The 16348-nt window shown below is 68.0% G+C and carries 19 protein-coding genes; 9 read left to right on the forward strand and 10 right to left on the reverse strand.

The window, feature by feature from the left end:
* Positions 1-103 precede the first annotated feature (103 nt).
* The 6 genes from ACTTAG_RS15165 (at position 104) to ACTTAG_RS15190 (ending at position 4760) form a co-directional block, all read left to right on the forward strand.
* A complete protein-coding gene (locus tag ACTTAG_RS15165) occupies positions 104-733 on the forward strand; it encodes a TetR family transcriptional regulator (RefSeq protein ID WP_444463049.1) in 630 nt (209 codons plus the stop codon).
* Positions 734-805: 72 nt separating this feature from the next.
* A complete protein-coding gene (locus ACTTAG_RS15170) occupies positions 806-1168 on the forward strand; it encodes a hypothetical protein (RefSeq protein ID WP_444463050.1) in 363 nt (120 codons plus the stop codon).
* A 151-nt stretch (positions 1169-1319) separates the two neighbouring features.
* Entirely contained in the window at positions 1320-2426 is a 1107-nt protein-coding gene (locus ACTTAG_RS15175; RefSeq protein ID WP_444463051.1) for an ABC transporter substrate-binding protein, read from the forward strand.
* A complete protein-coding gene (locus ACTTAG_RS15180; protein ID WP_444463052.1) occupies positions 2423-3475 on the forward strand; it encodes a FecCD family ABC transporter permease in 1053 nt (350 codons plus the stop codon). Before ACTTAG_RS15175 ends, ACTTAG_RS15180 begins: the two co-directional genes overlap by 4 nt.
* 13 nt (positions 3476-3488) lie before the next feature.
* Positions 3489-4235, forward strand: coding sequence for an ABC transporter ATP-binding protein (locus ACTTAG_RS15185; RefSeq protein ID WP_444463053.1), 747 nt, complete (start codon positions 3489-3491; stop codon positions 4233-4235).
* A 78-nt stretch (positions 4236-4313) separates the two neighbouring features.
* Positions 4314-4760: a YaiI/YqxD family protein gene (locus ACTTAG_RS15190; RefSeq protein WP_444463054.1), complete on the forward strand. Its 447-nt coding sequence runs from the start codon at positions 4314-4316 to the stop codon at positions 4758-4760.
* Positions 4761-4763: 3 nt separating this feature from the next.
* Here ACTTAG_RS15190 and ACTTAG_RS15195 read toward each other — a convergent pair whose 3' ends face one another.
* The 10 genes from ACTTAG_RS15195 to ACTTAG_RS15240 all read right to left on the reverse strand — a co-directional run bounded on the left by ACTTAG_RS15195 (position 4764) and on the right by ACTTAG_RS15240 (position 11843).
* Positions 4764-4940 (reverse strand): hypothetical protein, encoded by a 177-nt coding sequence (locus ACTTAG_RS15195; RefSeq protein ID WP_444463055.1) that lies wholly within the window; start codon positions 4938-4940, stop codon positions 4764-4766.
* A 69-nt stretch (positions 4941-5009) separates the two neighbouring features.
* Entirely contained in the window at positions 5010-5216 is a 207-nt protein-coding gene (locus ACTTAG_RS15200) for a hypothetical protein (protein ID WP_444463056.1), read from the reverse strand.
* A 58-nt stretch (positions 5217-5274) separates the two neighbouring features.
* On the reverse strand, positions 5275-5475 hold the full coding sequence (locus ACTTAG_RS15205; RefSeq protein WP_444463057.1) for a hypothetical protein: 201 nt from the start codon (positions 5473-5475) through the stop codon (positions 5275-5277).
* A 35-nt stretch (positions 5476-5510) separates the two neighbouring features.
* The gene (locus ACTTAG_RS15210) at positions 5511-5717 is read right to left on the reverse strand and encodes a cold-shock protein (RefSeq protein ID WP_013066351.1); all 207 of its coding nucleotides are present in this window, start codon (positions 5715-5717) and stop codon (positions 5511-5513) included.
* 179 nt (positions 5718-5896) lie between these two features.
* A complete protein-coding gene (gene mnhG, locus ACTTAG_RS15215; RefSeq protein ID WP_444463058.1) occupies positions 5897-6271 on the reverse strand; it encodes a monovalent cation/H(+) antiporter subunit G in 375 nt (124 codons plus the stop codon).
* The gene (locus tag ACTTAG_RS15220; protein WP_444463059.1) at positions 6268-6546 is read right to left on the reverse strand and encodes a K+/H+ antiporter subunit F; all 279 of its coding nucleotides are present in this window, start codon (positions 6544-6546) and stop codon (positions 6268-6270) included. Before ACTTAG_RS15220 ends, mnhG begins: the two co-directional genes overlap by 4 nt.
* Positions 6543-7031 (reverse strand): Na+/H+ antiporter subunit E, encoded by a 489-nt coding sequence (locus ACTTAG_RS15225; protein ID WP_444463060.1) that lies wholly within the window; start codon positions 7029-7031, stop codon positions 6543-6545. Before ACTTAG_RS15225 ends, ACTTAG_RS15220 begins: the two co-directional genes overlap by 4 nt.
* The gene (locus ACTTAG_RS15230; protein WP_444463061.1) at positions 7028-8614 is read right to left on the reverse strand and encodes a monovalent cation/H+ antiporter subunit D; all 1587 of its coding nucleotides are present in this window, start codon (positions 8612-8614) and stop codon (positions 7028-7030) included. The genes ACTTAG_RS15225 and ACTTAG_RS15230 overlap by 4 nt, the downstream gene beginning before the upstream one ends.
* Positions 8611-8955, reverse strand: a complete 345-nt coding sequence (locus tag ACTTAG_RS15235) for a Na+/H+ antiporter subunit C (RefSeq protein WP_444463062.1) — start codon at positions 8953-8955, stop codon at positions 8611-8613. Before ACTTAG_RS15235 ends, ACTTAG_RS15230 begins: the two co-directional genes overlap by 4 nt.
* Positions 8955-11843 carry a monovalent cation/H+ antiporter subunit A gene (locus ACTTAG_RS15240; RefSeq protein WP_444463063.1) on the reverse strand — a complete coding sequence of 963 codons (2889 nt, stop codon included), beginning with the start codon at positions 11841-11843 and terminating at the stop codon, positions 8955-8957. Before ACTTAG_RS15240 ends, ACTTAG_RS15235 begins: the two co-directional genes overlap by 1 nt.
* Before the next feature lie 711 nt (positions 11844-12554).
* On the opposite strand from ACTTAG_RS15240, the gene ACTTAG_RS15245 reads away from it, so the two are divergent.
* From ACTTAG_RS15245 to ACTTAG_RS15255, 3 genes are read left to right on the forward strand one after another with little or no spacing between them, the layout of a single operon-like run.
* Complete coding sequence (locus ACTTAG_RS15245; RefSeq protein WP_444463064.1) at positions 12555-13472, forward strand: dihydrodipicolinate synthase family protein; 918 nt, start codon at positions 12555-12557, stop codon at positions 13470-13472.
* Positions 13473-13474: 2 nt separating this feature from the next.
* Positions 13475-14983 (forward strand): aldehyde dehydrogenase, encoded by a 1509-nt coding sequence (locus ACTTAG_RS15250; protein ID WP_444463065.1) that lies wholly within the window; start codon positions 13475-13477, stop codon positions 14981-14983.
* A gap of 8 nt (positions 14984-14991) precedes the next feature.
* Positions 14992-16338, forward strand: a complete 1347-nt coding sequence (locus ACTTAG_RS15255) for an NAD(P)/FAD-dependent oxidoreductase (protein WP_444463066.1) — start codon at positions 14992-14994, stop codon at positions 16336-16338.
* Positions 16339-16348 lie beyond the last annotated feature (10 nt).

The raw sequence follows: 16348 nt of genomic DNA on the forward strand, positions 1-16348 counted from the left end.
GAGGCGGAGGGAAGGCTTGACCGAAATCACACAAGTCGAAACAAGGCGGGTCGAAACAGGGCGGGCAGGAGCGGCGGGCCGGGCCCGCCGGGGAGGCAGCGGCATGCGGCGCAGCAAGGCGGATGCGGAACAGACGCGACTGAACATTCTGGACGCGGCGGAACGGTTGTTCTGCACGCGCGGCATCGCGCAGACCACGCTGGAGCAGATCGCCCGCGAGGCGGGCGCGACGCGCGGCGCTTTCTACTGGTATTTCAAGGACAAGTCGGATGTGCTGAGCGCGATCTATCAGCGCTACAAATCCCCCCAGCTGTGCCGGATCGAAACCGCGGCGGCGGGGGAGTTGCCCGATGATCCACTGGAGGTCCTGGCCGTGACCGGCGCCGAATATCTGGCCATGGTGGAATCCGATCCGGTGCAGCAGCGGCTGCATCTGATCCTGATCTCGGGTTCGCCGAACGACGATGCCACGGCCTGGCGCGAATCGAAGAATGCGGAAATCTACCGCTTGCTGCTGCGCCTGATGGAACGCGCCCGCGACGAGGGGCGGCTGTCGGACGACCTGACCCCGCAAGAGGCGGCGATCGCGCAGATGGTGTTCATGAACGGGCTGATCGGCGAATGGCACCGCTCGGGGCAGGCCTTTCCGCTGCATCAGACCGGCACGAAACTGCTGCGCCATCTGATCGACTCGCTGCGCCGCAAGGGCCCGCAGCCCCCCGCCGCGGGCTGACCGTCACCGCCGCGTCGAATCGACGCAATCGCCGTTGCGGCACGGTCACGTTTCTGTCATCTCTGGCGCATGATGCGCCGTTTCTCCGATCCCTTCCGCGGCTTCGTGATCGCCTGCCTGACGATCGCGCTTCTGGTCATCGGGTTCGCGCATCGGATGCCGACGATGGCCGAGGCCGCGCTGCAATCCTATGTCGCGGCGGGCGGCTCGGTCGCGGCGCTGTGCCATGACGGCGACGAAACCCCGCAGATACAGACGGCAAAGTGCCCGGTCTGCCATCTGACGGCGCAATGCCTGCTGCCCAAAGCCGGGATCGGCCTGCGCCCCGCCACCCGGATCCTGGCCTTCGACCCGCCCGCCCTCGTTGCGGAACGCCCGCCGGTGGCCCGGCGCGATCACGCCCACGCCAGCCGCGCCCCACCCGCCATCGCCTGATCCGCCGCGCCCCTGCCCCGCAGGCCGCGCCGCCCGATCCGGTTGCCAAGACCGGTCCCGTCCGATTGCCGAACCTCCGCCCGGGTCCGCAGGCCCGCCGCGGGCGTTCCCCTCAATCCGGCCGCCCCTGCGGCCTGCTTCGGAGACCCCGATGTCCCTTTTCCTGCGCGGCCTTGCCGCCGCCGCCCTGTCGCTTGCCGTCGCCCTGCCCGCACCGGCCCATGAGCACATCAAGCTCACCGATCTTGATGGCCGCAATGTCACCCTGCACGGCCTGCCCGAAAAGGTCGCGCTGGGCTTTTACTACGAGGATTATCTGGCCGTGGCCGGGGCCGAGGGGGCAGCAAAGCTGGTGTCGCTGTCGCGCGCGCCCTGGGCCGACTGGCGGCCCGGCCAATGGGCGGCCTATGGGGCGGTTTTCCCCGCCCTCGAAACGCTGCCCGATTTCGGCAATGCCGATGACAACAGCTTTTCGGTCGAAGCGCTGATCGCCTCGCAGCCCGATGTGGCGATCCTGGCCAGCTGGCAGACCGCGGCGATCGGAGAGGCCGGGGTGAACCAGATCAAGGACGCCGGGATCGCCGTCGTCGCCATCGACTACAACGCCCAGACGCTGGAGCGCCACCTGCTGTCGACCCGCATTCTGGGCGCGGTGACGGGCCAGCCCGAACGGGCCGAACACCTGGCCGCGCTTTACGAGGCGAAGACGAAAGACACGCTGGAGCGCATCGCCAAGGCCGGGCCCTCGGGCAAGAAGATCTATGTCGAACTGGCGCAAAAGGGCCCGGCCGAGGTCGGCAACACCTATGGCAAGGGCATGTGGGCGGGGGTGATCGACCTGGTCGGCGGGCAGAACATCGCCGCCGGGCAGATCGCGAACTGGGGGCCGCTTTCGCCCGAATACGTGATCGCGGCGCAGCCCGACGTGATCGTTCTGGCGGGCTCGGAATGGCGCAACAAACCCGAGGCGGTGCTCTTGGGCTTTGGCGAAACCGATGCCGCCGCGCAGCCGAAACTGGCCGCCTATGCGGCCCGGCCGGGCTGGGAGGCGCTGCCCGCCGTGCAAGCCCGCGCGGTCTACGGGATCTATCACGGCGGCAACCGCACGCTGTCGGATTTCGTCTATGCCCGCACCATCGCCAAGGCGCTTTACCCCGAGGCCTTTGCCGATGTCGATCCGGCGGCAGAGCTGCGCGCCTATTACCAGGACTGGCTGCCGGTTGTTCCGGACGGCACGTTCGTGACGAAACTGCAATGACCGCGCTTGCCGTTCCCGCCCTTGATCGGTGGCGGGCCCGGGCGGCACGGCGGCGCGTGGCGGTTCTGGCCGCCACGCTGGCGCTGGTCGTCCTTGCGCTGCTGGATCTGATGACCGGCCCCTCGGGGATGCGCCCCGGGGCGGTCTGGGCCGCGCTGGCCGCCGGACCCGAGGGCGCCGACCGCGCCGCCGCCACGATCCTGTGGCAGATCCGGCTGCCGCAACTGCTGATGGGGCTGATCGTCGGCGCCTCGCTGGGGGTGGCGGGGCTGTTGATGCAGACGATCCTTGCCAATCCGCTCGCCTCGCCGTTCACGCTGGGCTTTTCCGCCGCCGCGGGTTTTGGCGCGGCGGCGGCGCTTCTGGGGTCCTCGCTCGTGGTGGTGCCGCTGCCGGGATGGCTTCTGGCCCCGGCGGCGGCCTTTGCCGCCACGCTTTGCGCCACCGCGCTGGTCTGGCTGGTGGCGCGGATCAAGGGCAGCGCGCCCGAAATCCTGGTGCTGGCCGGGATCGCGGTGATGTTCTTCTTTCAATCGGCGCAATCGCTGCTGCAGTTCATGGCCGCGCCCGAGGTGCTGGCGCAGATCGTGTTCTGGCTGTTCGGCTCGCTGCTCAAGGCCAGCTGGGTTTCGGTCGCGGTCTCGGGCACGATCCTGCTGATCTGCCTGCCGCTGGTCGCCCGCGATCTCTGGGCGCTGACGGCGCTGCGGCTGGGCGAGGCCAATGCCGCCGCGCTTGGCCTTGACGTGGCGGCGCTGCGCCGCCGTGCCTTCCTGATCGCCGCCGCGCTGACGGCCGGGGCGGTCAGCTTCACCGGCACCATCGGCTTTGTCGGCCTGATCGCACCGCATCTGGCCCGGGCCCTGGTGGGCGAGGATCACCGCCTGTCCGTCCCGGTCGCGGCCCTGGCCGGGGGGGTGATCCTGATCGCCGCCTCGGTCGTGGGCAAGATGCTGTCGCAGGGCGCGGCGATCCCGGTGGGCATCGTCACCGCGGTCGCTGGCCTGCCGATGCTGATGGGGGTGATCTTGCACCACAAGGGCAATTGAAAGGAGCGATGCCATGCTGACGATCGACCTTCCCGCCCTGCATCGCGGCGGCCTGCGGGTGCTGGAGCCCGCGACGCTGCAGCTTGCCCCCGGCGCTGTGGTGGCGCTGGTCGGGCCGAATGGCGCGGGCAAGAGCACGCTCTTGCAGGCGATGGCGGGGCTGGCGCCGGAACGGGTGCGGCTGCGCCTTGGCCCGCGCGATCTGCCGCGCGCCGAAATCGGCTTTCTGCCGCAGGCCTTTGCCGTGCGCTCGGGGCTGAGCGTGCTCGACTGCATCTTGCTGGGTCGGCGCGAGGCGCTGGGGCTGCGTGTCGCCCCCCGGCTGATCGCCGAGGCCGAGGCGCTGCTGGCCCGGCTGGGCCTTGCCCCGCTGGCCGACCGGCCGATGCAGGCGCTTTCGGGCGGTCAGCAGCAGCGCGTGCTGATCGCGCAGCGGCTGTTCCGGCGGCCCGGGCTGTTGCTGCTGGACGAGCCGACCTCGGCGCTGGATCTGCACCATCAGCTGGAGGTGATGGCGCTGTTGCGCGCCCATGCGGCCCAGACGGGAACCCCGGTCGTGGCGGCCCTGCACGACCTTGGTCTGGCGCTGCGCTGGTGTGACCGGGTGCTGCTTCTGGCCGAGGGGCGCCTGCTGGCCGACGGCCCGCCACAGACGGTGCTGACCCCCGATCGCCTGACGCGGCACTGGCGCATTTCCCCCGAGATCCTGCAGGCGCGCGACGGCAAGCCGGTGATCGTGCCGCATCCGATCTGCACCTGAGCGCCGCCGGGTTGCCCCCTTGCGCCGCGCCGCCGCATCGGGCAGCCTTGCCCGGCCCAAGCCCCGAAAGGATGCCCGATGACGATCTATGTCGATGCCGACGCCTGCCCGGTCAAGGCCGAGATCGAACGCGTCGGCACCCGGCACCGCCACCCGATGGTGGTGGTCTCGAATGGCGGCATCCGCCCCTCGGCCAATCCGCTGGTGCAATCGGTGATCGTGGCGCAGGGCCCCGACGAGGCCGACAAATGGATCGCCGAACGCGCCGGGCCGGGCGATGTGGTGGTGACCGCCGACATCCCGCTGGCGGCGAAATGCGTGGCGGCCGGGGCGCAGGTGCTCAAGCCCGACGGGGCGGTGCTGAGCGCCGAAAACATCGGCAATGTGCTGGCCAGCCGCGATCTGATGGCCGATCTGCGCGCCGCCGATCCGTTCCTGCAGGGCCGCGGCGGCGGCTTCACCAAGGCGGACCGGTCGCGTTTTCTGGACGCGCTCGAACGCGCGCTGCGCCGCCTTGGACCCTGACGGTCAGGCGTTCTGCGGCTCGTCTGCCGGTTGCGGGCGCGGGGCAACGACGGCGGTGCTGCCGGTGGCCCGGGCGCCGGGCTTGCGGAAGGACAGGCCGCTGCGAAACTGCGGCCGTGTCGCCGGTTGTGCCAGAAATTCCTTCAGATCCAGTTGCTTCTTCGGGGTGGAATAGCCCATTTCGTGTCTCCTTGCGGGGCGGGGCGGAAACGGGGCGACGGCCGGGGCCGTCAGCCCGCCTCGACACCGTCAGCGGGTTTCGGATCGTGTGGCCTGCCCGTTGAAGGACCGGATCGGGTCCAGCGCCGGGCGGTCGTGGCGTCGCGGGCCTTGCGGCAGCGTGCCTTGACCGAGCCGTTCAAAGAAGTCCCGCCAGTCCAGACCGGTCTGGGCCGGACGGCGATGCGGGACGGAGGCCGGGGGCATGCGGCCCGCGGCGGTTTGGAAGGTCGTCATTCGGATCTTTCCGCCATGCCCGGGACTCCGGGGACGGCAAGGGCGATCATCGGCCCGCTCACGCCTCGGCGGCGGGCGGCATCGCGGCGTCGCGCGCCAGGCGTGCCGCCTTGAGCGTCGCGGTGCGATCGGCGCGCCGGGTGGCTTCGGTCTCGATGATCAGTTTTGCGGCCGCCGCCGTCTTGTCATGGGCGGTTTGCGGCGCAGGGGGGATCTCCCGGAACAGGCCGGGAGACGGAGTCTTGCGTGATGGCGACATCTGGTCCCCGCGATAATCGACTGGGGCGCGCCGGATCAGACCAGCGCCAGATCGCAGGCCGACTTGCGGCCATCGCGGCCGGATTCGATCTGGAAGGTCACCTTGGCGCCATCGACCAGGCGCGAGATGCCGGCGCGTTCGACGGCCGAGATGTGCACGAACACGTCCTGCGCGCCGCCTTCCGGCTCGATGAAGCCGAAACCTTTGTTCTGGTTGAAAAATTTCACGGTGCCATTGGCCATCGTGATCACTCCTTCATGGGATTGCTGCCCACGGAATGCGGCAGCCCGGCTTGGTCAGACGAGAAAGCAGACTGAAGCCGATGAAGGAGACAGGGTGCGGTCAGGAAAACTTCGCTGTTCTTGTCCTAGCGGATTTTGCAGGATTTGCAAGGATTCTTTCGAGGTTTTCAAAACAACCTTCAGGGGTGATCGCGGCCGGTTTCGCCCCCGGCTTTGCCGCCGGTATCGCCCTTGCCCTCATGGGCGCGGTCCCGGTGCAGGGCGGCGCGGCCCAGCAGCATCATCGTCACCGGCGCCGTCGCCATCACGCAAAGGCCGATCACCAGTTCATGGATGAAGACCCGATCCTGCAGCCAGGACCAGGACAGGAGCGACGCGATCAGGATCGCCGCCGTGCCCCAGCTGGTGCCCAGCGCGGGCGCATGCAGCCGCTCGTAGAAGCTTTTCAGCCGCACAAGGCCGATGGCCCCAAGCAGCGTCAGGGTCGACCCCAGCACCAGAAAGGCCGCGACCGGCAGCGCGATCCACCACGGCAGGGTTTCGGGCGTGCTCATTCGATCACCTCGCCACGCAACAGGAATTTCGCCGCCGAGATGGTGCTGACAAAGCCCGCCACCGCGATCACCAGCGCCGCCTCGAACAGGAAGGGCGTGCCCAGGCGCATGCCGGTGACGATGAACAGCAGCATCGTGGTGACGTAAAGCGCCTCGAGCGCCAGCACCCGATCCTGCGCCCGCGGGCCCAGCACGATGCGCAGCCCCGCCAGACAGGCCGCCAGCGCCAGCGCGATCTGGGCATAGGTCAGGGAAAGCCAAAGCAGGGTCGTCATCCGAAAGCCTCCAGCAGCGGTGCCTCGTAGCGGGTGCGGATCGCGGCGCGCAGGCCGTCTTCGTCCTGCAGGTCGAAGACATGCAGGAGCAGCACCCCCGTTTCGGGGTCATAGTCGATCCAGGCGGTGCCCGGCGTCGCCGCCACCACCAGCGCCAGAAGCGCCAGCCCGACCGGATCGCGCAGGCGCAGCCCGATCTCGACAAAGCCGGAACGACGCCCGCCCGGGCCGCCATCGCGCACCATCCGCCGCGCCACCGCCGCGTTCGACCACAGGATGTCGACCGAAACCCGGGCCGCCAGCACGACCAGCGGCCAGATCGCGCGCAACCGGAGCGGCTGCGGTTCCAGCCGGGCAAAGGCCTGTCCGGCCAGAACCGCGACCGCCGAGCCAAGCAGCAGATGGCCCAGCGAAAACCGGGTCAGCAGCAACCACATCAGCACCAGCGCCAGCGTCAGCAGCGGGTGGGGCAGCAGGCGGGTCATGGCGCGGCCTCCGCGGGGACGGTCAGGATCGCGCGGGCGGTGTCCTGCATGTAGCCCAGCACCGGCTCGGCCTTGAGCGCCAGCAGCACCAGAAGCCCGATCAGCACCACCACGGGGCCGATCTCCAGCGCCAGAACCCGGGGCGGCGGCGCATCGGCGGCCCAGAAGGTCTGCACACCGACCCGGACCAGACCGATCAGCGTGGCAAAGCCCGCGCCAAGCAGCAGCAGCGCAAAGGCCCAGGCCAGCGCATCGGTCGCCCCCGCGCCCGCCCAAAGCCCCTGCAACATCCCGACCTTGCCCAGAAAGCCCGCCAGCGGCGGCAGTCCGGCCAGCGCCAGCGCGCAGGCACCGAAAGCAAGGCCCAGCACCGTCAGCGTGCCCGGGATCGCCAGCCCCGCCCCGGGCGCGGTGTCGTCCTCGCGCTCGTCAAGGCCGTAGGCATCGGCGGTCAGCGCCAGCAGCCCGGCAATGCCCCCCTCCTCGCGGCTCATCGGCTCGATCAGCAGGAACAGCGCACTGGTCGCCAGTGTCGAATTGAGCAGGTAAAACAGCGCCGCCGCCAGAAGATCGCTGTCCGCCCCCGCCAGCACGAAGCCCGCCGCGGTCAGGATCGTGCCCGAAGACACCAGCACCAGATGCGCCGCGATCCGCCCCAGCCCCTGCGCCGCCAGAATGCCCATCACGCCAAAGATCACCGTCGCCATGCCCCCCGCGATCAGCACCGGCGCGCCGAACCCGGCCGAGGCCCCTGCCCCGGCGCCGAACAGCAGGAAGGACAGCCGCAAGATCACATAAAGACCGACCTTGGTCATCACCGCGAACATCGCCGCCACCGGCGCGGCCCCCGCCATATAGGCGGTGGGCAGCCAGAACGACAAAGGCCAGATCCCGGCCTTGATCAGGAAGGCGAGCCCCATGACCGCGGCGCCCGCATGCAACAGCGCCCGCTGCCCCTCGGGCAGGGTGGGCACCAGCGTCGCCAGATGCGCCATGTTCAGCGATCCGGTGGCGCCGTAGACAAGGCTCACCCCGATCAGGAACAGCGCCGATCCGGTCAGGTTGACGGCGATGTAATGCAGCCCCGCGCGCACCCGCAACTGCCCGCCGCCATGCAGCAAAAGCCCGTAGGAGGCAGCCAGAAGCAGTTCGAAGAAAACGAAGAGGTTGAACAGATCGCCGGTCAGGAAGGCGCCGTTCAGCCCCATCAGCAGGAACTGGAACAGGCTGTGGAAATGCGGCCCCTGCCGGTGCCAGCCCGCCGCGGCATAGACCAGCGCGGGCAGCGCCAGCGCCGCGGTCAGCACCAGCATCAGCGCCGAGAGCCGGTCGTTCACCAGAACGATGCCCCAGGGCGCGACCCAGTCGCCCAGCCGGTAAAGCCCCAGCTCGGCGCCGCCCGGCCCGTAATCCTTGGCGCGCGACAAAAGCTCGATCGCACAAATCAGCGTCGCCAGCGCCGAGGTCAGGCTGATCGCCAGCTTCGCGCGCCGCTGCCGGTCGTCATAGATCAGCATCAGCGCCGCCGCGAAGAACGGGATCAGGATCGGCGCGATGATCAGATGCTCGGGGCCGGGGATCATGCTTCGGGCTCCTTGCCGTCGACATGGTCATTGCCGGTCAGCCCCCGTGCCGCGATCAGCAGCACAAGAAACAGCGCCGTCGCGGCAAAGCCGATGACGATCGCCGTCAGGACCAGCGCCTGCGGCAGCGGATCGGCATAGGCGGTCGGGTCGATGAAGCCGCCGCGCGGCATGATCGGCGGCACGCCCACCATCAGCCGCCCCATCGCAAAGATGAACAGGTTGACCGCATAGGACAGAAGGCAGAGCCCGACGATCACCTGAAACGTGCGCGGGCGCAGCAGCAGCCAGACCCCCGAGGCGGCCAGAATCCCGATCGCGGCGGAAAGAACGATTTCCATCACGCGGCCTCCCTTTCCTTTTGCGCGGCACGGTCACGCTCGCGCAGGCGGGCGATGCGCAGCGACTGGTGCGCCAGCGCGATCAGCATCAGCACGGTGACGCCCAGCACCAGCGCAAAGACCCCGGCATCGAAGATCAGCGCCGTCGCCGCCGGAACCTCTCCGATCAGCGGCAGATCGACATAGCGCGCATGCGCGGTCAGGAACGGATGGCCGAAGACAAAGGCGCCCAGCCCCGTGCCCCCCGCGATCAACAGCCCCACCCCCATCCAGCGGATCGGCAGCACGGTCAGCCGCGCCTCGACCCAGCGCAGGTCATGGCCCAGATATTGCAGCAAGATCGCGATCGACACCGTCACCCCGGCGGAAAAGCCGCCGCCCGGCAGGTCGTGACCGCGAAAGAACAGGATCGCCGCCAGCACGATCAGCACCGGGAACATCCAGCGCATGATCACCGAGGGCACCAAAAGCGCATGCGCCAGCGTCGGATCGCGCAGACCGGCCTCGTCCTCGGTGCGAGTGGTGCTTTCGGGCGCCGGGCGGAAGCGGCGCAGCAGCGCGAAGACGGTGATGCCGACGATCGCCAGAACGGTGATTTCGCCAAAGGTGTCGAAGGCGCGGAAATCCACAAGGATCACGTTGACGACATTGGTGCCGCCGCCCTCGTGATAGGCGTTGCGCAGGAACCAGTCGCCGACATTGGGGATCAGCGGCCAGCTCATCATCACATAGGCGACGGCGGCAAGGCCCGCCCCGGCCGTGCCCGCAATGACGAAATCGCGCGCCCGGCGCAGCCGTGCGGGCATCAGCCGGTCGGCGGCGATTTCCTCGCGCCGTTTCGGCAGCCAGCGCAGGCCGAGCAGCAAGAGAACCGTGGTGACGATTTCGACCAGCAGTTGCGTCACCGCCAGATCGGGCGCCGACAGCCAGGCAAAGGTCAGGCAGGTCACCGCCCCGGCGCCGCCCATCAGCACGACGGCGGCGAAGCGGTGGTATTTCGCCAGCGCCGCCGCGCCCAGCGCACAGGCCGCCCCCACCGCCCACATCGCCGCAAAGGCGGGGTTGAGCGGCACCGACAGCGCCTGTGGCGAGGGCGCAAGCACCCCCCAAAGCGGCGCCGCCCCCGCCGCAAGCGCCAAAAGCACGATCAGCCGCAACTGCGGTTGCAGCCGGTCCGTCCCGAACAGCCGCAGCCCCAGCCGCGGCAGTTTCCAGGTCAACAGGAACATCGTCCGCTCGAACAGCTTTTGCGCCCGCAGCCGGTGCAGCAGCGGCGGCCCCTCGGGCCCGCGGGCGATACGGCCGCCCAAAGCCGCATAAAGCAGGACACCCACCGCCAGCGCGACGCAACTCATCGCCAGGGGCAGCGTCAGCCCATGCCAAAGCGCGATGTCGGTATAGGGCAGATCGGGCCCCAGCACCGAAACCGCCGCCTGATGCAGCACCGGACCCAGGGTCATCCCGGGCAGGATGCCGACAAGAAGGCAGACCAGCACCAGCGCCTCGACCGGGCGGCGCATCAGCGCGGGCGGCTCGTGCGGTTGACGCGGCAGGTCGGTGGCCACGGGGCCGAAGAAGACGGTGGCGATGAAGCGCAGCGAATAGGCGACGGCAAAGGCCCCGGCCAGCACCGCCCAATAGGGCAGCGCATTGTCAAGCCAGGTGCCATTGTGCCAATCCGCCGCCGCGGCGAAGAACATCTCCTTCGACAGGAAGCCATTGAGCAGCGGCACCCCCGCCATCGCGGCCGAGGCGACAATGGCCAGACTGGCCGTCACCGGCATCGCGTGGCGCAGCCCGCCCAGACGGCGCATGTCGCGGGTGCCGGTCTCGTGGTCGATGATCCCCGCCGCCATGAACAGCGAGGCCTTGAAGACGGCGTGATTGAGGATGTGAAAGATCGCGGCCAGAATCGCGCCCTTGCTGCCGATGCCCGCAAGCGCGGTGATCAGCCCCAGATGGCTGATCGTGGAATAGGCCAGCAAGCCCTTGAGGTCATGGCGGAACATCGCGAAGAACGCGCCGAGGACCAGGGTCGCCATGCCGGTTCCGGTCACCAGATGGAACCACAGATCGGTCTGCCCCAGCACCGGCGAGAAGCGCACGAGCAGGAACACCCCCGCCTTCACCATCGTCGCCGAATGCAGGAAGGCGGAAACCGGCGTCGGCGCCGCCATCGCGCCGGGCAGCCAGAAGTGAAACGGCATCTGCGCCGATTTGGTGAAACAGCCGATCAGGAACAGCCCCAGCACCAGCGGATAAAGCGGATGCGCCCGCACCAGATCGCCCGCCGCCAGCACCCGGTCAAGATCGTGGCTGCCGACGATCTGCCCCAGAAGGATCATCGCCAGCAGCAGGCACAGCCCCCCCGCCCCGGTGACGATCAAGGCCATTCGCGCCCCGTCCCGCGCCGCCTGTCCCTGATGCCAATAGCCGATCAGAAGAAAGGACAGGATCGAGGTCAGCTCCCAAAAGACAACCAGCATCAGGATGTTGCCCGACAGCAGCATGCCGACCATGGCGCCGGTGAAAGCCATCAGGAAGGCATGGAACCGCGGCACCGGATCGGCCTGCGACAGGTAGTAACGCGCATAGATCAGCACCAGAAGGCCGATCCCGAAAACCAGCGAGACGAACAGCCAGACGAAACTGTCCATTCGGAAGGTCAGGTCCAGCCCGAGCGAGGGCACCCACTCCAGCCGGCTGCGCACCACCTCTCCCGCGCGGATCGGCCCCTGCAGCAGCGCCAGGATGACCGCCCCGGCCGCCAGGAACAGCCCCGAAACCCATGTCGCCGCATCATGCGCCCTTGTGGGCATCGTGCTTGCGGCCAGCGCGGCGGCAAAGGGCAGCGCAACAAGGATCAGCAGCAGGTTTTCTTCGATCATGCGCCTGCAGATGTCCTTTCCGGGTCTGAAACAGAGGGGATGTCCGGGCTTTGCGCAGCCTCTCCACGAAGGACACCGTCAGCCGCCCCCCCCGCGACCGCATGCCGGATCCGTGGAAGATACTTGATATTTCATAAAGTCTTGATCGGCCCGGTTTCAAGGCGGTCCCGCTGACTTTTTGGCCCGGCATCGCCCCGATCCCCGGTTTCGCCTTTGGGCGGGGCCAAGGATAAGGACCCGCCCCGAAGGATCGCGATCTGTCGTCGCGGCGGACGATGATGTGGTGGACGGCCCTTCCACCCACCCGTCCCTCAGGCATTCTGGGGCTGTCGCGGCAAACGAGCGGAGGGCTTTGGCAGATGGACAAGGTTACAGCGATCGGCCAGAATCTGGCCAAGACGTATTTTCAGGTTCACGGCGGGTCGTGTCCGTCATGTGTGGATGCCCCCTGCGGGTCAAGGCGCGACAGTGCTGATGACAGCGGTCGAACGGTGCGGTCATCTGTCCGGCCTCGTGTTGCAGCATTTGTGCCGCGGGCCTTGATGGGAGGCGCGAATGTGACAACTCCTTTGAAAAAGGCCGCCCCAAGGCAATAGCTGCTCTAATGCGGCGATGATGAACATTCTCCTTTGCGACGCCCGCGGCCTTGCCCTTAGCTGAGCAAAAGCCGGATCGGGCCACAGGCGCCCGACGCCTTCAGGGAGACGAACCATGCCGCCACGGATGCGCCTTGAGGGCATCTATACCCCTGTCATCACGCCATTTTCGGCCGATGGGGAGATCGACTACACCGCGCTGGCCGAGCTGATCGAACGGCTGATCGGGGCCGGGGTGCATGGGCTCATCTCCGGGGGCTCTACCGGCGAGAACTATGCCGAAACCATCGAGGAACGCCTGGCCATCGCCCGTTTCGTGACCGACCGCGCCAAGGGGCAACTGCCCGTCATCGTCGGCACCGGCGCGATGCGCACGCCTGACTCGATCGCGCTGGCGATTGGCGCGCGCGAGATGGGGGCCGATGCGATCTTGCTTGGCTCGCCGCCCTATGCAGTGCCGACGGAACGTGAAAACGCGCTCAATGCGCTGGCCATCGACCGCGCCGCCGATCTGCCGATCGTGCTTTACAACTATCCGGGGCGGATGTGCGTCGAGATGGGGCGCGATTTCCTCGACCGGGTGGGGCGGTCGCGCAATGTCGTGGCGATCAAGGAAAGTTCGGGCGACATCAACCGTTTGCACCTTCTTGCGCGGGATTATCCGCATATCCAGATGTCTTGTGGCATGGATGATCAGGCGCTCGAATTCTTCGCCTGGGGGGCGCAAAGCTGGATTTGCGCGGGGTCGAATTTCCTGCCCGAAGAGCACATCGCGCTTTATGAAACCTGCGTCGTGCAAGGCGATTTCGCCAAGGGCCGCCGGATCATGTCGGCGATGCTGCCCCTGATGCGGGTGCTCGAACAGGGCGGCAAGTTCATCCAATGCGTCAAGCACGGGGTCGAGACCACGGGGCTGCGCGCGGGCCCGATGCGACCGCCGCTCAAGGGGCTGAACAAGGACGAGAAACGCGAGCTTGAACAGGTGATCCGCACGCTGAAAGTGGCGGTGGCCGCGATCATGGGAGGGAATTGAACATGGCCGATCTGCTGACCCGCGACGAATATCACGCGCTCGCCGAAAACCTTGATCTGCCGCAAAACGCCTTCATCGACGGCAGCTTCCGCCCGGCGCTCTCGGGCGAGACCTTCGAGACCACGAACCCTGCCACTGGCGCGGTGCTGGGCACGGTGGCGGCTTGCGGCACCGCGGATGTGGATTTCGCCGTGTCGAAAGCGCGGGAGGCGTTCGACGACGGGCGCTGGTCGAAGCTGCATCCGGCGGAACGCAAGGAGGCGCTGATCCGTCTGGCCAAGCTGATGACGCGCAATGCGCGTGAACTGGCCGTGATGGAAAGCCTCGACAGCGGCAAGACGATCTTTGATTGCGAAACTGTCGACGTGCCCGAGGCGATCCATGTGATCAAATGGCATGCCGAGCTGATCGACAAGATCTACGATCAGGTCGCGCCCGCCTCGGATGATCACATCGCGATGGTGGTACGCGAGCCGGTGGGGGTGGTCGGCCTTGTGCTGCCGTGGAATTTCCCGCTTTTGATGCTGGCCTGGAAGATCGGCCCCGCCTTGGCCGCGGGCTGTTCGGTGGTGGTCAAACCTGCCGCCGAAACCACGCTGACGGCGCTGCGCATCGCGGAACTCGCCCACGAAGCCGGTGTGCCGCGCGGGGTCTTCAACGTCGTCCCCGGGTCGGGCGCCGAGGTGGGCGAACCGCTTGGCCGTCACCCCGATGTGGACATGGTCTCCTTTACCGGCTCGACCGTCACCGGGCGGCGCTTCCTGCACTATTCCGCCGAAAGCAACCTCAAGGAAGTTGTGCTGGAACTGGGCGGCAAGAACCCCTGCATCGTGCTCGATGACGCCGAACATCTGGATGCCGTGGCCGCGCATGTGGTCAATGGCGCGTTCTGGAACATGGGCGAGAATTGCTCGGCGGCGTCGCGGCTGATCGTGCAGCGGGGGATCAAGGCGAAGCTTCTGGCGCGGGTGGCCGAGCATCTGCGCGCATGGGTCGTGGGCGATCCGCTCGACCCCGAGGTGCGGGTGGGGGCGCTGGTCTCGAAGGCGCATTTTGCCAAGGTTTCCAGCTATCTCGACGCTTGCAAGGCCGAGACGATCCATCTGGGCGGCAAGATCGTGGCCGAGGGCTTCGTTGAACCGACGGTGGTCGAGGTGTCCTCGCCTGCAAGCCCGCTTGCGGTCGAGGAAATCTTTGGCCCGGTGCTGACGGTGATCGAAGTCGCCAGTTTCGAGGAAGCCATCGCACTGGCCAATGCGACCGATTACGGGCTTTGCGCCTCGATCTTCACCGCGAACGGCAAGCGGGCCTTGCGCGGGGCGCGGATGCTGCGGGCGGGCACGGTGACGGTGAACAGCTTCGGCGAGGGCGACATCACCACGCCCTTTGGCGGCATGAAGCAATCGGGCTTCGGCGGGCGCGACAATTCCATCCATGCGCATGACCAATACACGCAGCTCAAGACGATCTGGCTGGATCTGACCGACCCGGCCGACAGTTCAGCCGATTGAGGGACGTGATGACCACGCATGAGGCGATCCGGCAACCGCGGTTTACCGGGCCTGCGGGCTGGGCGGCGATCCTGCCGCCCGGGCCGTCGCGGCCCGCTTTGGGCGGCGATCAGGGCTGCGACATTGCCATCATCGGCGCGGGCTATGCCGGGCTCTCGGCCGCGCGCCGGTTGTTGCAGATCGACCCGAAGCTGGCGGTTGCGGTGCTCGAGGCCGGGCATCTGGCCGAGGGCGGCACCGGGCGCAACTCGGGCTTCATGATCGACCTGCCGCATGAACTGACGGCCACGGACTATGCCGCGGGCGGCGAAAGCCGCGACCGGGTGCTGACCCGGCTGAACCGCTTTGCCATCGACTTCGCGGCCGCGGCAGTGGCAGACTATCACATCCCGGCGGGCTGGTTTCGCCACACCGGCAAGATCAACGGCGCCGCTTCAGATGTGGGGCTGGCGGCGAACCGCGCCTATGCCGGGCATCTGGCGGCGCTCGGTGAGGCGCATGAGATGCTCGACGCCAAGGCGATGCGGGCGCTGACCGGCACCGACTATTATCAGGGCGGGCTTTACACCCCCGGCGCGGCGATGCTGCAACCGGCGGGCTATGCGCTGGGTCTGGCCGCCGGGCTTGAACGCGCGGGGCTGCGGATCTTTGAGCGCTCGGGCGTGACCCGGATCGAGACCACCGCCACGGGCTGGAAGCTGACGACGGCGGGCGGGTCGATGACCGCCGCGCGCGTCATTCTGGCGACGAACGGGCATCTGGAAAGCTTCGGTTTCGCGCGCGGGCGGCTGATGCATGTGATGCTGAACGCCTGCATGAGTGCCGAGATGAGCCCGGCGCAGATCCGGGCCCTTGGCGGCGCGGAGGAATGGGGGCTGACCCCCGCCGATCCGATGGGGGCAACGGTGCGGCGCATCGGACCGGCGCAGGGCGGCAACCGGATCGTGATCCGGCAGGGCGCCTATTACCGCCCCGGCATGGAGACCTCGCAGGCCGATCTGGCGCGGCTGGTGCGGGCGATGCGGGCAAAGTTCGACGCCCGCTTCCCGATGCTGAAGGATCTGCCCTTCGAGCACGCCTGGTCGGGGCATCTGTGCCTGACGAAGAACGCGGTCACGATGATGCGCCGCCTTGAACCGGGGCTCTTTTCCGCCTGCGTGCAGAACGGCCTCGGCACGGCGCGCGGCACGCTGACGGGCATCGGCGCGGCGGAACTGGCGATGGGATTGCGCTCGGAGATCACCGATTATTTCGGCGCCGAACCGGAGCCCGCAAAACTTCCGCCACATCCATTCGACACGATCGGCGCAAACGCCTATCTTCGGTTCAAGGAATGGCAGGCCCGCCGCGAGTGACCTCCCGGGA

It is taken from the genome of Rhodobacter capsulatus, from assembly GCF_052363185.1.
GTDB lineage: Bacteria > Pseudomonadota > Alphaproteobacteria > Rhodobacterales > Rhodobacteraceae > Rhodobacter > Rhodobacter capsulatus_E.

Excerpts from the sequence above, each read along its gene's own strand:
- ACTTAG_RS15165 (WP_444463049.1), top strand. The coding sequence starts at position 104 with ATGCGGCGCAGCAAGGCGGATGCGGAACAGACGCGACTGAACATTCTG.
- ACTTAG_RS15170 (WP_444463050.1), top strand. The coding sequence starts at position 806 with ATGCGCCGTTTCTCCGATCCCTTCCGCGGCTTCGTGATCGCCTGCCTG.
- ACTTAG_RS15175 (WP_444463051.1), top strand. The coding sequence starts at position 1,320 with ATGTCCCTTTTCCTGCGCGGCCTTGCCGCCGCCGCCCTGTCGCTTGCC.
- ACTTAG_RS15180 (WP_444463052.1), top strand. The coding sequence starts at position 2,423 with ATGACCGCGCTTGCCGTTCCCGCCCTTGATCGGTGGCGGGCCCGGGCG.
- ACTTAG_RS15185 (WP_444463053.1), top strand. The coding sequence starts at position 3,489 with ATGCTGACGATCGACCTTCCCGCCCTGCATCGCGGCGGCCTGCGGGTG.
- ACTTAG_RS15190 (WP_444463054.1), top strand. The coding sequence starts at position 4,314 with ATGACGATCTATGTCGATGCCGACGCCTGCCCGGTCAAGGCCGAGATC.
- ACTTAG_RS15195 (WP_444463055.1), bottom strand. The coding sequence starts at position 4,940 with ATGGGCTATTCCACCCCGAAGAAGCAACTGGATCTGAAGGAATTTCTG.
- ACTTAG_RS15200 (WP_444463056.1), bottom strand. The coding sequence starts at position 5,216 with ATGACGACCTTCCAAACCGCCGCGGGCCGCATGCCCCCGGCCTCCGTC.
- ACTTAG_RS15205 (WP_444463057.1), bottom strand. The coding sequence starts at position 5,475 with ATGTCGCCATCACGCAAGACTCCGTCTCCCGGCCTGTTCCGGGAGATC.
- ACTTAG_RS15210 (WP_013066351.1), bottom strand. The coding sequence starts at position 5,717 with ATGGCCAATGGCACCGTGAAATTTTTCAACCAGAACAAAGGTTTCGGC.
- mnhG (WP_444463058.1), bottom strand. The coding sequence starts at position 6,271 with ATGAGCACGCCCGAAACCCTGCCGTGGTGGATCGCGCTGCCGGTCGCG.
- ACTTAG_RS15220 (WP_444463059.1), bottom strand. The coding sequence starts at position 6,546 with ATGACGACCCTGCTTTGGCTTTCCCTGACCTATGCCCAGATCGCGCTG.
- ACTTAG_RS15225 (WP_444463060.1), bottom strand. The coding sequence starts at position 7,031 with ATGACCCGCCTGCTGCCCCACCCGCTGCTGACGCTGGCGCTGGTGCTG.
- ACTTAG_RS15230 (WP_444463061.1), bottom strand. The coding sequence starts at position 8,614 with ATGATCCCCGGCCCCGAGCATCTGATCATCGCGCCGATCCTGATCCCG.
- ACTTAG_RS15235 (WP_444463062.1), bottom strand. The coding sequence starts at position 8,955 with ATGGAAATCGTTCTTTCCGCCGCGATCGGGATTCTGGCCGCCTCGGGG.
- ACTTAG_RS15240 (WP_444463063.1), bottom strand. The coding sequence starts at position 11,843 with ATGATCGAAGAAAACCTGCTGCTGATCCTTGTTGCGCTGCCCTTTGCC.
- ACTTAG_RS15245 (WP_444463064.1), top strand. The coding sequence starts at position 12,555 with ATGCCGCCACGGATGCGCCTTGAGGGCATCTATACCCCTGTCATCACG.
- ACTTAG_RS15250 (WP_444463065.1), top strand. The coding sequence starts at position 13,475 with ATGGCCGATCTGCTGACCCGCGACGAATATCACGCGCTCGCCGAAAAC.
- ACTTAG_RS15255 (WP_444463066.1), top strand. The coding sequence starts at position 14,992 with ATGACCACGCATGAGGCGATCCGGCAACCGCGGTTTACCGGGCCTGCG.